We start from the raw sequence: 12,216 nt of genomic DNA, 5'->3' as shown, positions 1-12,216 counted from the left end.
AGGCTTGTATCAATTCGAAAGGCGCGGCAGCACCAGTTCCTTGAGGTCGGTGAGCTTGCCATGGAAAAAGTGTCCGCATTCTGCCACTTTCAGCAGCTCATGGGGGCGTGTGAGTGCGTCGGACCAGTCGTAGACCAGCTGCGGATCGATCACTTCGTCGGTTTCCGGCTGGATCACGCTCAGCGCGCAGGCTTGTGGCAAGGTGTCGTGCCCCTGCAAGCGCATGACCGCTGGCGCAACCATGAACAGGTGCTTGAGCTTGATGCCCTGTGCTTCCAGACGCCCGCCGAGACTGGCCGCAACGAAGCCGCCGAATGAAAAACCCATCAGGGTCAGGGGCAGCTGTGGATGTTTTTCCAGCAGCCAGGTCGCTGCCGCCTGGGCATCGTCCACTTCACCGCTGCCCATGTCATGGCTGCCAGCGCTGGCGCCGACGCCACGGTAGTTGAAACGCAAGGTAATGTAACCGGCATCGCGGGCGGTACGTTGCAGCATCGACACCACCTTGTTGGTCATGGTCCCGCCCTGCACCGGGTTAGGGTGACACAGCAACACCACGCCACGGGCGTCGGCAACATCAAGGTACAAGGCTTCCAGTTGGCCGACCGGGCCATCGATGAATACGGGGGTTTCGCGGATAAGCAAGGATAAACTCCGTGACCTCGGAAAGGGTCGACTCGTCTAGCTGAATGATTCTGTCTGAGATATTTGCGATCGTTCGCGGTATACAGCGCAGGTCCGAGCCGTTAACGTAAAGCAAAGCCGTTTATAGAGGAAGGACTCGTGGAACTCTCGCTCTTAGTTTGGTTGTTGCCGACCCTGGCCCTCGTCGTGGGCGTTGTCGTTGGTTTCCTGGTCGCCCGCCTGCTGCCCAATGCCGCCCCGAGCAGCACTCAGCGCCAGCTGGATGATATCCAGGAACGTTTCGACAGCTACCAGAACGAGGTGGTTACTCACTTCAACAGTACGGCTGCGCTGGTCAAGAAACTGACCCAAAGTTACCAGGAAGTTCAGGACCACCTGGCCGATGGCGCCAACCGCCTGGCCCTGGACGAACTGACCCGCCAGCGCCTGCTGGCCTCCCTGCACTCGGAAGCCGTACAGGCCCCGCGTGATCGCCTGACACCACCAAAGGATACCGAAGTACCGCGTGACTACGCGCCGAAAGCGCCGAACGCACCGGGCATGCTCGATGAGCATTACGGGCTCAAGCGTAACTGACAAAAAGCCCCGCCGATTGGCGGGGCTTTTTTTCGTCCTGCCTGTTTTTCAGCAGTACCAGGGCGCAGTCTCCGAGCCGTGCCCATAGCGTTCCAGTGCCTGGTCCAGCACCTGCCGCTCGATACTGCCCTGGCGCACCAGACTGTGCAGACTGGCCAGCACGATACTGAAGCGATCAACTTCGAAAAACCGCCTTAGCTGCTGCCGTGTGTCGCTGCGGCCAAAGCCATCAGTGCCCAAGGTCACGTAGGGTGCCTGCACATACTCGGCAATCAGCTGCGGCCAGGCACGCACATAATCGCTGGCAGCGATCACCGGCTCACTGCCTTGCAGGCAACGCTGCAGGTGACTGACACCCGCACCGTCCTGCCCCAGGCGACTGGCGCGATCCATATCCCGCGCCTCGCGTGCCAGCTCGCTGAAGCTGGTGACGCTGAACACCTCGCTCGCAATCTGCCAATCGCGGGCCAACAGTTCGCTGGCAGCAATGACCTCACGCAGGATCGCCCCGGAACCCAGCAGGCGCACGCGCCCCTGCGCCGCGGCTACGCGCTGTTCGACATAGCGGTACATGCCGCGCAAAACCTCTTCATGCACCTGCGCTGGCAGCGAAGGTTGTGGATAGTTTTCGTTCATCACCGCCACGTAATGGAACTCGTCGCGTTGTTCGCTGAGCATGCGCCGCGCCGCATACTCGAGAATCACCGCCAGTTCACCGGCAAAGCACGGCTCCCAGGCCCGGCAGTTGGGCACCATCGAGGCCATCACCAGACTCGAACCGTCCTGGTGCTGCAAACCTTCTCCTCCCAGGGTCGTGCGACCGGCAGTAGCTCCCAGCAACAGACCACGGGCACGCTGGTCGGCGGCAGCCCAGATCAGATCACCGACACGCTGGAAACCGAACATCGAGTAGTAGATGTACACCGGCAGCATCGGCTCGCCATGCACCGCATAAGACGTTGCCGCCGCCACCCAGGAGGAAATCGCCCCCGCTTCGGTGATCCCCTCCTCCAGCAACTGACCGTCACGGGCTTCCTTGTAGGACAGCAATGAGCCGGCATCCTCGGGCTCGTAGCACTGCCCCTGGGGTGAATAGATGCCGATCTGGCGGAACAGGCTGGCCATGCCGAAGGTACGCGCCTCATCGGCGACGATCGGCACCACACGTGGCCCCAGCTCGGGGGCTTTGAGCCAGGCACTGAGCATGCGTACTGCCGCCATGGTGGTAGACATTTCCTTGCCGTCGGCCTGCAAGGCAAAACCACCCATGGCTTCCAGCGCGGGCACCGTTATCGGGCGCACGTCACTACGCCGTGCGGGTAATGGTCCGCCGAGCGCGGCGCGGCGCTCACGCAGGTAGCGCAGCTCGGCGCTGTCCTCTGCCGGGCGATAGAACTGCAACTGCTCGACCTGACTGTCGCTGAGCGGCAGGTGAAAGCGATCGCGGAAAGCCAGCAAGGCCTGGACATCGAGCTTCTTCGCTTGATGCGCAGTCATGCGTGACTCACCCGCTGCACTCATCCCGTAGCCTTTCTTGGTTTTGGCCAGGATCACGCTCGGCCGCCCTTTGCAGGCCCTGGCCGCGGCAAAGGCAGCGTACAACTTACGAAAATCGTGGCCGCCACGCTTGAGCGCGTTGATCTCCTCGGAGCTCATGTGCTCGACCAGTTTCTGCAGGGCCGGTTGCTGGTTGAAGAAGTGCTCAAGGTTGTAGGTGCCGTCTTTGGCCCCCAGGTTCTGGAACTGACCATCCGGGGTAGCCGCCAGCTGACGCAGCAGAACGTGCTCGCTGTCCCGCGCAAACAGCGCGTCCCACTCCGAGCCCCAGAGCACCTTGATCACGTTCCAGCCGGCACCACGAAACAGCGCTTCCAGCTCCTGGATGATCTGGCCATTACCACGTACCGGCCCGTCCAGGCGCTGCAGGTTGCAGTTGACTACAAAGGTGAGGTTATCCAGTTGCTCGCGCGCGGCCAGGGTCAGACCGGCGATGGATTCCGGCTCGTCCATCTCGCCATCGCCGAACACACCCCAGACATGCCGGGCGCTGGTGTCGAGCAGCTGACGGTTGTGCAGGTAGCGCATGAACCGGGCCTGGTAGATCGCATTGAGCGGGCCGATGCCCATGGAACCGGTGGGGAACTGCCAGAAGTCGGGCATCAGCCAGGGGTGTGGATAGGAGCACAGACCATTGCCAGCGACTTCCTGGCGGTAGCTGGCCAGTTGCTCCTCACTCAGTCGCCCTTCGAGAAACGCCCGGGCATAGATGCCAGGCGCTGAATGCGGCTGGAAAAACACCAGGTCGGCGCTGCGTTGCTCAGCGCCGGACTCGCCACGAAAGAAGTGCTGGAAACCGACTTCGAAGATTTCCGCTGCCGAGGCGTAACTGGCGATATGCCCGCCCAGGTCGCCATAGGCATGATTGGCCCGCACCACCATGGCCAGCGCGTTCCAGCGCAGGAGACTGGTAATTCGCTCTTCCAGCTCCAGATCCCCCGGATAGGTCCCCTGCTGCTCTACCGACAAGGTATTGCGGTAGGCCGAGAAGGCCTGGACGCCTTGCTCCAGGCCCAGCTCACGGGCATGCGCCTGCAGTTGCTCAAGGAGAAATCGCGCACGCTGCGGACCACAGTGCTGCAGGGTCGAATCCAGCGCGTCGAGCCACTCGGCGGTTTCACCCGGATCGCTGTCGGCTTGCGGATCATCACCCAGGCGACGCGGCACACCTTCACCGGGCACAAGGCTCATCATTGCCACCATTGCATTGGCCTCATCCTTGATGGTTTCAGGCGCAGGCCTTCAGTGCCTGTTCGATATCGGCGAGCAAGTCGTCGATATCTTCAAGACCGACCGACAGCCGCACCAACCCTTCCGAGATGCCGTACCGGGCACGCTCCTCAGGGGTATAGCTGGAATGGGTCATGCTTGCCGGGTGCTGGGCCAGGGATTCGGCATCCCCCAGACTGACGGCGCGACTGAACAGTTGCAGGGCATTCATGAAGCGACGTCCGGCACTGATCCCGCCCTTGAGTTCAAAGGCGATCATGCCGCCGGGCAAGCGCATCTGCTGCAGGGCCAGTTGGTATTGTGGGAACCCAGGCAGACCGGGATAGTTGATCAACTCCACGGCCGGATGCTGCTGCAGGTACTCGGCGATGGTCTGGGCACTGCTGCAATGGCGCTCCATGCGCAGGTTCAGGGTCTTCATACCGCGCATCAGTAAGGCGGCATCCTGGGGCGACATTACCGCACCGGTCATGTCCTTGAGGCCTTCAAGCCGAACCCGGCTCACCAGTGCCTTGCGCCCGACCACCAGGCCGGCAGTGATATCGCCATGGCCGCTCAGGTACTTGGTCGCCGAATGCACCACCAGGTCCGCCCCCAGCTCCAGCGGTCGTTGCAGGTACGGTGTGCAGTAGGTGTTATCGACCACCACGGTGATTGCGTGCTTGTGCGCAAGCGTTGCCACGGCAGCGATATCGGCCATCTGCATGTTCGGGTTGGCCGGTGTTTCGAAGTAGATCACCTTGGTTTGCCCGCTGATCGCCGCTTCAAGCGCCTGCAGGTCAGTCATGTCGACATGACGCACCTTGACCCCGAACTCACCGATGCCGTGGTGCAGAAAGGCAAAGGTGCAGCCGTACAAAGTACGCCCTACCAACACCTCATCACCTGGCCGCAGCAGGGTCCACAAGGTCGCAGTGATTGCACCCATTCCCGAGGCCAGGGCCAACCCGGCCTCACCGCCTTCAAGCGAGGCCATGCGCTCTTCCAGCAGGGCCAGGGTGGGATTGGAAATGCGCGTATAGAAATGGCCGCCCTCTTCCCCGGCAAAGCAGGCTGCGCCGTACTCAACCGTCGGAAACGCAAACGTGGCGGTCTGGTAGACCGGTGGAACCAGAGAACCCTGGTGGGCCAATGGGTCGTAGCCGTGGTGGATGGCACGGGTAGCGAAACCTGAATCCTTGGTAGAGCCGCTCATGACAACAGCCTCTTGTGGTTTGTTATAAGCTTATGCCACTGAGGTGCTGATTTTTTTCCAAATATGACCACTGTTCACTGTGGTTATTAACAAAAAAACAATGAATTCAGGCCACGGAGGGCAAATCATGCCTACCGCCATCGACCGTACCGACCGCGCCCTGCTGGCCGCCCTGCAGGACAACGCGCGACTGACCATTTCCGAACTGGCCGACAACGTCGCCCTGACCACCTCGCCATGCTGGCGGCGGGTCAAACTGCTCGAAGAGAACGGCTACATCACCGGCTACCAGGCCATCCTTTCCCCCAAGGCCCTGGGCTTTGGCGTGACTGCTTTTGTCAGCATCATGATGGACTCGCACTCCAAGGAAATGGCCCGGGCTTTTGAGCAACGCTTGATGGAGATCCCCGAGATCGTTGCCTGTCACAACATCTCCGGGCGCTATGACTTCCTGCTGGAGATTCTGGCGCGGGACCTGGAGTCGTTCGGCGAGTTCGCCCGAGAGGTGCTGCAACGATTGCCGGGGGTGAAGGAGATTTACTCGAGTTTTTCCTTCAAGGCGGTGAAGGAGAAGCGGGTGATTCCGGTTTCGGAGAAGCATATTTGAATAGTATTCCTACTCACATGGAGACCGAAACCCTACCGCCGAACAGTTTTTGGCCTACTGGACAATGGGAAGCGTTGGTATGTTCTCACTACCCGTGAGAGGAGATTATTGGCTCATTCCGACACGAGGTAGTGGCGTCCCATGAAATTCATATTAGTCCTTTGCGCAGTGACGTTATCCGCATGCACCAATGGAAAGTTCACGCTAACGAAGCCACTTTATGAACGACAGTTCAAATGCGACATGGATCCTAATATGCAAATGTGCAACAGAGGGGCCAACTAAAACTTAGAAAAATATGTACGCCTGAATTTTTTCGCGGGGCAAGCCCGCTCCCACCGAAGATCCCGGTGGGAGCGGGCTTGCCCCGCGATGCTGTTTTGCGGACAACAAAAAACCCCACCGAGGTGGGGTTTCTTTTTTATCCGCAACGCTTAGATCGCACCACGCTTGCGCAGCAGCTCCAGCACCTGCTTGACGCCCTCTTCCAGACTGACGTTCTGGGTATCGACCACCAGGTCGGCATCCAGCGGTACGTCATACGGGAAGCTTTCGCCCGGGATGTTGTCGCCAGCGGCAGCGTACAGGCCTTGCGGGTCGCGCTCGCGGCAAGCCATTGGCGAGGCCTGAACGTAAACGGTGATCAGACGCTCCTTGCCGATCAACGCCTTGGCCTGTTCACGGCCTTCAGCGTCCGGAGCAACGAATGCAGCCAGGGTCAGCAGGCCGGCTTCGTTGAACTGACGCGCCACGTGCGCGGCACGACGCCAGTTCTCGGTACGTCCGGCGCGGTCTTGCGGCAGACCTTTGTTCAGGTCATGACGCAGGTTCTGGCCATCGAGCACATAAACCGCACGGCCCATGTCGAACAGCTTGCGCTCCACGGCGTAGGCCAGCGTGCTCTTGCCCGCGCCCGACAGGCCGCTGAACAACACGGTGGCCGGCTGCTGGCCGAAACGCAGGGCACGCTCTGCAGTGTCGACGTGAGCCAGTTTCCCATGCTGACCGATGGTGCCGTGCGGCACGACCGGCGGCGCGATGATCATGCCGGCACCAACAGTGCCGTTGGTCAGGCGGTCGATGACGATAAATGCACCGGTGGTGCGGTTGCTGTCATAGCCGTCGAGGGCGATCGGCGCGTCGAGGCTGACCTTGACCTTGCCGATTTCATTGAGCTGCAAGGCACTCGCGGCGCCCTGCTCGAGGGTGTTGACATCGACCTTGTGGGCGATGCTGGCAATCGAGCCCGGCACGTAGCTGGTGGCGCGCTTGATGTCGTATTTCTTGCCCGGCAGCATTGGCTCTTCGGCCATCCACACGAGCATGGCGTCGAACTGGTCGGTCACCGGCGGGACGTTGTCGGCATGCACCAGCAGGTCGCCACGGGAGATGTCGATCTCGTCTTCCATGGTCAGGGTCACAGCCTGGCCCGGGCCGGCGTTCTCCAGCTCACCTTCGAAGGTGACGATGGACTTGACCCGGCTGCTCTTGCCCGACGGCAGCACGACGATTTCATCGCCCTTGTGCACCACGCCGCTGGCCAGGGTACCGGCAAAGCCACGGAAGTTCAGGTTCGGCCGGTTGACGTACTGCACCGGGAAGCGCAGGTCGGTGAAGTTGCGGTCGGCCGCCACTTCCACGGTTTCAAGGATTTCCATCAGCGCAGGGCCGGTGTACCACGGCGAACGCTCGCTGCGGTTGACCACGTTGTCGCCCTTGAGCGCCGACATCGGCACGAAGTGCAGGCTGCTCGGGGCCATGTTGATGGCTTCGGCAAACTGCAGGTAGTCGGCCTTGATGCTCTCGAACACGTCCTCATCGAAGCCTTTGAGGTCCATCTTGTTCACGGCGACGACGATGTGCTTGATGCCCAACAGGGACGCGATGTAGCTGTGGCGACGGGTCTGGGTCTGCACGCCGTAACGGGCATCGACGAGGATGATCGCCAGGTCGCAGGTGGACGCACCGGTGGCCATGTTGCGGGTGTACTGCTCGTGGCCCGGGGTGTCGGCGATGATGAACTTGCGCTTGGCGGTGGAGAAGTAGCGGTAGGCGACATCGATGGTGATGCCCTGCTCGCGCTCGGCCTGCAGGCCGTCGACCAGCAACGCCAGGTCGATGTCGTCGCCAGTGGTGCCGACTTTCTTCGAATCGCGGGTGATGGCTTCCAGATGGTCTTCGTAGATCATCTTCGAGTCGTGCAGCAGGCGCCCGATCAGGGTGCTCTTGCCGTCATCGACGTTACCGCAGGTCAAAAAGCGCAGCAGTTCTTTACGTTCGTGCTGGGCCAGGTAAGCGAGGATGTCCTCGCTGATCAATTCGGATTGGTGCGACATGGTCTGACCCTAACTTAGAAATAGCCTTGACGTTTCTTGTCTTCCATCGAGCCTGCACCATCGTGGTCGATGACGCGGCCCTGGCGCTCGGAAGTGCGCGTCAGGAGCATTTCCTGAATGATGTCGGTCAGGGTTTCGGCCTCAGACTCGACAGCGCCCGTCAGCGGGTAGCAGCCAAGGGTACGGAAACGTACTTTCTTTTTGACGATGCGAGCCTTTTCTTCATCCGAGAGGTGCTCGAGGATGCGCTCGTCATCGATCATGATCAGGGTGCCGTTCTTCTCGATCACATCGCGCTCGGCAGCGAAGTACAGCGGCACGATCGGGATGCCTTCAAGATAGATGTACTGCCAGATGTCCAGCTCGGTCCAGTTCGACAGCGGGAACACGCGAATCGATTCGCCTTTGTTGACCTTGCCGTTATAGACGTTCCACAGCTCCGGACGCTGGTTCTTCGGGTCCCAGCGGTGCTTGCTGTCACGGAACGAGTAGACACGTTCCTTGGCCCGCGACTTCTCTTCGTCGCGGCGTGCGCCACCGAAGGCGGCATCGAAGCCATGCTTGTCGAGCGCCTGTTTTAGGCCCTCGGTCTTCATGATGTCGGTGTGCTTGGCACTGCCGTGGGTGAACGGGTTGATGCCCTGGGCGACGCCGTCCGGGTTCACGTGAGTGATCAGCTCCAGGCCCATTTCCTCGACCATCTTGTCGCGGAAGCTGTACATCTCCTGGAATTTCCACTGGGTGTCGACATGCATCACCGGGAACGGCAATTTGCCCGGGAAGAAGGCTTTGCGCGCCAGATGCAGCATCACGGCCGAATCCTTGCCGATCGAGTACAGCATCACCGGGTTATCGAACTCGGCGGCCACCTCACGAATGATGTGGATGCTTTCCGCCTCCAACTGTTTCAAATGCGTCAGTTTGTCGACCATGGCTACTCACGGAAATACGATCTTATGGACGGCCAGCGGGCCGTGTTCGAGCGGGCCACTTTATCACAGCACTCGATTCTATTTAGGCGCCCGACTAGATCGAAACAGTATAAGAATATGCCCTGCCGTTTTAGTCTCAGATCGGGTTCGGACAGTCGATGAACAGGTGCTCCAGGGCGAAGCGCCGCGCCAGGTAATCACCCAGCGCCTGCACGCCGTAACGCTCGGTGGCATGGTGGCCGGCGGCGATGAAACTGATGCCGTTCTCGCGGGCGCTGTGGAAGGTCTGCTCAGACGCCTCACCACTGAGGAACAGGTCGACACCTGCGGCAATCGCCTGGTCGATGTAACCCTGGCCACCGCCGGTACACCAGCCGACCCGGCGAATGATCTGCTCACCCTCGATCACCAGTGGCTCGCGGCCCATGACCTCCTGCACCTTGCGGGCAAAGTCGCGCGCCGACATGGGCTCGGCCAGCGAACCGACCAGGCCGACCACCCGCGGGTTGTCCGGGTCCAGCGGACCTTCGACGGTAATGTCGAGCTGACGGGCCAACTGCACGTTGTTGCCGACTTCAGGATGCAGGTCCAGTGGCAGATGGTAGGCGAGCAAGCTCAGGTCATTCTTCAGCAAGGTTTTCAGCCGGCGCTGCTTCATCCCGGTGATGCACGGGTTCTCGCCTTTCCAGAAATAACCGTGGTGCACCAGCACCAGATCGGCTTCGGCCTCGACTGCCGCGTCCAGCAACGCCTGGCTGGCGGTGACGCCGCTGACGATGCGGGTCACCTGCGGACGCCCTTCAACCTGCAGGCCGTTGGGGCAGTAATCCTGGATTTTTGCGCTGCCAAGGTAGCGTTCGGCTTCCTCGACCAGGGTACTCAGGGCAACAGCCATGAAAAGACTCCTCAATTCAGCAGTTCAGCGCGGCGCAAGGCCCCGTATAATGACCGCCATTATGGGCCGTCGCCGGGTTTGGGGAAACCGACGGCGGTTGCCTGGGGGCCTGCACGCTGTATCCACGGCTCGGCTGCGATTTAACAGTTCCTGCACCGCTTCGGTGGCAGTATGATCGCGCGCGCTCGCTCCCACGCAGTTAAGCGGCCCTCTGCCCACTCCCAGGATTCGTTCAATGTTCAAGGCTTTGCGTTACTTTGCCTGGCCGCTGCTGGTCGGCGTGCTGATCGCCCTGCTGATCATCCAGCGCTTTCCACAATGGGTCGGTCTGCCCAGCCAGGACGTCAACCTGCAGCAGGCCCCGCAAACCACGCGGATCATGCAGGGGCCGGTGTCCTACGCCGACGCCGTGAGCATTGCCGCACCGGCGGTGGCCAACCTGTACACCACAAAAGTGGTCAACAAGACCGCGCACCCGCTGTTTGAAGACCCGCAGTTCCGCCGTTTCTTCGGCGACAACCTGCCCAAGCAGCGGCGTTGGGAGTCGAGCCTGGGCTCGGCGGTGATCATGAGCCCGGAAGGCTACCTGCTGACCAACAACCACGTGACCTCCGGTGCCGACCAGATCGTGGTGGCCCTCAAGGACGGCCGCGAAACCCTGGCGCGGGTCATCGGCAGCGACCCGGAAACCGATCTGGCGGTGCTCAAGATCGACCTGAAGAACCTGCCGTCGATCACCATCGGCCGCTCCGACAGCATTCACATCGGCGACGTCGCCCTGGCCATCGGCAACCCCTTCGGCGTCGGCCAGACCGTCACCATGGGTATCATCAGTGCCACCGGCCGCAACCAGCTGGGCCTGAACAACTACGAAGACTTCATCCAGACTGACGCGGCGATCAACCCGGGCAACTCCGGTGGCGCCCTGGTCGACGCCAACGGCAACCTGACCGGCATCAACACGGCGATCTTCTCCAAATCCGGTGGTTCCCAAGGCATCGGCTTCGCTATCCCGACCAAGCTGGCGCTGGAGGTGATGAAGGCGATCATCGAGCACGGTCAGGTGATTCGTGGCTGGCTGGGTATCGAAGTGCAGCCGCTGAGTCAGGAGCTGGCAGAGTCGTTCGGCATGCAGGGGCGTCCGGGGATCGTGGTGGCAGGGATCTTCCGCGACGGTCCGGCGCAAAAGGCCGGCCTGCAACTGGGTGACGTGATTCTCAGCATCAATGGCGAGCCAGCGGGTGACGGTCGTCGCTCGATGAACCAGGTGGCGCGGATCAAGCCCAACGACAAGGTGGCGATCCAGGTGATGCGTAACGGCAAGGAATTGAAGCTGACTGCCGAAATCGGCCTGCGTCCACCGCCGGCACCGGCAGCCAAAGAAGAAAACTGATGGGCTAACAGCATCGCGGGGCAAGCCCGCTCCCACAGGTTTTGTGGTTTACCTGTGGGAGCGGGCTTGCCCCGCGATGGGGTCAGTGCAGAATCTGACTCAGGAACAGCTTTGTCCGCTCATTCTGCGGCCGGTCGAAGAAGTCGTCCGGCGCCGCCTGCTCGACAATCTCCCCCTTGTCCATGAAGATCACCCGGTTCGCCACCGTCCGGGCAAAGCCCATCTCGTGGGTCACGCAGAGCATGGTCATGCCGTCTTCCGCCAGGCTGACCATGGTGTCGAGCACTTCCTTGACCATCTCCGGATCGAGCGCCGAGGTCGGTTCGTCGAACAGCATGATCTTCGGCTTCATGCACAGCGCACGGGCAATCGCCACCCGCTGCTGCTGACCACCGGACAATTGCCCCGGATACTTGTTGGCCTGCTCCGGAATCCGCACCCGCTCCAGGTAGTGCATGGCGATTTCCTCGGCCTTGCGCTTGGGCAGCTTGCGCACCCACATCGGCGCCAGGGTGCAGTTCTGCAGGATGGTCAGGTGCGGGAACAGGTTGAAATGCTGGAACACCATGCCGACTTCACGGCGGATCGCTTCGATCTGCTTGAGGTCGTTGGTCAGTTCCACGCCATCGACCACGATGCGGCCCTGCTGGTGCTCTTCCAGACGGTTGAGGCAGCGGATGGTGGTCGACTTGCCCGAGCCCGACGGCCCGCACAGGACGATACGCTCGCCCTGGCGCACATTCAGGTTGATGTCCTTGAGCACGTGGAACTGGCCGTACCACTTGTTCACGCCCTGCATCTGAATAATGCCTTCAGGGCTCACAGGCTGTTTGATCGCTTCACTCATGGG

10 protein-coding genes are annotated in these 12,216 nt (G+C 61.1%); 3 read left to right on the top strand and 7 right to left on the bottom strand.

All coding sequences use genetic code 11. The features are described 5' to 3' along the window. Nucleotides 1-9: 9 nt before the first annotated feature. Complete coding sequence (locus ACVI9W_RS16855; RefSeq protein ID WP_461530588.1) at nt 10-645, bottom strand: alpha/beta hydrolase; 636 nt, start codon at nt 643-645, stop codon at nt 10-12. Nucleotides 646-783: 138 nt separating this feature from the next. Here ACVI9W_RS16855 and ACVI9W_RS16850 point away from each other — a divergent pair, with 138 nt between their 5' ends. Next, complete coding sequence (locus ACVI9W_RS16850) at nt 784-1,221, top strand: Z-ring associated ZapG family protein (protein ID WP_038607167.1); 438 nt, start codon at nt 784-786, stop codon at nt 1,219-1,221. A gap of 48 nt (nt 1,222-1,269) precedes the next feature. Here the strand turns inward: ACVI9W_RS16850 and mdeB are convergent, their stop codons facing one another. Next, nucleotides 1,270-3,969, bottom strand: a complete 2,700-nt coding sequence (mdeB, locus tag ACVI9W_RS16845; protein WP_461530587.1) for an alpha-ketoglutarate dehydrogenase — start codon at nt 3,967-3,969, stop codon at nt 1,270-1,272. Between the two features lie 37 nt (nt 3,970-4,006). Further along, entirely contained in the window at nt 4,007-5,203 is a 1,197-nt protein-coding gene (locus tag ACVI9W_RS16840) for a methionine gamma-lyase (RefSeq protein WP_461530586.1), read from the bottom strand. Nucleotides 5,204-5,330: 127 nt separating this feature from the next. Here ACVI9W_RS16840 and ACVI9W_RS16835 point away from each other — a divergent pair, with 127 nt between their 5' ends. Then, complete coding sequence (locus ACVI9W_RS16835) at nt 5,331-5,810, top strand: Lrp/AsnC family transcriptional regulator (protein WP_157191219.1); 480 nt, start codon at nt 5,331-5,333, stop codon at nt 5,808-5,810. A 434-nt stretch (nt 5,811-6,244) separates the two neighbouring features. Here the strand turns inward: ACVI9W_RS16835 and cysN are convergent, their stop codons facing one another. The 3 genes from cysN to ACVI9W_RS16820 form a co-directional block, all read right to left on the bottom strand. Further along, nucleotides 6,245-8,146, bottom strand: a complete 1,902-nt coding sequence (gene cysN, locus ACVI9W_RS16830; protein ID WP_461530585.1) for a sulfate adenylyltransferase subunit CysN — start codon at nt 8,144-8,146, stop codon at nt 6,245-6,247. Nucleotides 8,147-8,160: 14 nt separating this feature from the next. Beyond that, on the bottom strand, nt 8,161-9,078 hold the full coding sequence (cysD, locus tag ACVI9W_RS16825) for a sulfate adenylyltransferase subunit CysD (protein ID WP_191831053.1): 918 nt from the start codon (nt 9,076-9,078) through the stop codon (nt 8,161-8,163). A 136-nt stretch (nt 9,079-9,214) separates the two neighbouring features. Next, the gene (locus ACVI9W_RS16820) at nt 9,215-9,973 is read right to left on the bottom strand and encodes a Nif3-like dinuclear metal center hexameric protein (RefSeq protein WP_038607153.1); all 759 of its coding nucleotides are present in this window, start codon (nt 9,971-9,973) and stop codon (nt 9,215-9,217) included. Nucleotides 9,974-10,208: 235 nt separating this feature from the next. Here ACVI9W_RS16820 and algW point away from each other — a divergent pair, with 235 nt between their 5' ends. Continuing rightward, the gene (algW, locus tag ACVI9W_RS16815) at nt 10,209-11,366 is read left to right on the top strand and encodes a Do family serine endopeptidase AlgW (protein WP_038607151.1); all 1,158 of its coding nucleotides are present in this window, start codon (nt 10,209-10,211) and stop codon (nt 11,364-11,366) included. A gap of 82 nt (nt 11,367-11,448) precedes the next feature. Here the strand turns inward: algW and ACVI9W_RS16810 are convergent, their stop codons facing one another. Further along, nucleotides 11,449-12,213 carry an amino acid ABC transporter ATP-binding protein gene (locus ACVI9W_RS16810; protein WP_038607148.1) on the bottom strand — a complete coding sequence of 255 codons (765 nt, stop codon included), beginning with the start codon at nt 12,211-12,213 and terminating at the stop codon, nt 11,449-11,451. Between the last annotated feature and the right edge of the window lie 3 nt (nt 12,214-12,216).

Source organism: Pseudomonas sp. 210_17 TE3656 (assembly GCF_054821965.1).
The sequence above is the reverse complement of the archived record's forward strand: the minus strand, read 5'-3'. Positions and strand labels throughout refer to the sequence as shown.